The following is a 288-nucleotide window of genomic DNA, read 5'->3' as shown; positions in this document are numbered from 1 at the left end:
GCCACATTCATGTCCATAGTTATCGTTAATGCTTTTGAAATAGTCGATATCAAGCAGCATGACCGTCAGATGTTGTGTCTGTTTCAGCGATGGACTTTTCAGCGCCTCATAAAGACCAGACCGTGAGTAAACCTGAGTCAGAAAATCAAAGTCGGCTCGCAGCGCAACTTGCTTCATTAGCGAATTGATCGCTGCCACGCTAAAGGAAACCATAATTGGGCATATCGCCATCGTGGCAATACCGAGACGTGCGGAGAACATTTGCGGAATAGAGAACGGCGAACCGAC

Annotated in this window: 1 protein-coding gene; it reads right to left on the bottom strand. The window is 47.2% G+C overall.

Going from position 1 to position 288, the window contains the following annotated elements; genetic code table 11:
- Positions 1-288: diguanylate cyclase domain-containing protein (locus tag LZP73_RS20450; RefSeq protein ID WP_234236794.1), on the bottom strand; the 288-nt coding region annotated here is incomplete at both ends.

The organism is Shewanella sp. AS16, from assembly GCF_021412365.1.
Classification (GTDB): domain Bacteria; phylum Pseudomonadota; class Gammaproteobacteria; order Enterobacterales; family Shewanellaceae; genus Shewanella; species Shewanella salipaludis.
Note: the sequence above shows the minus strand (reverse complement) of the source record. Positions and strands in the feature narration are given on the sequence as shown.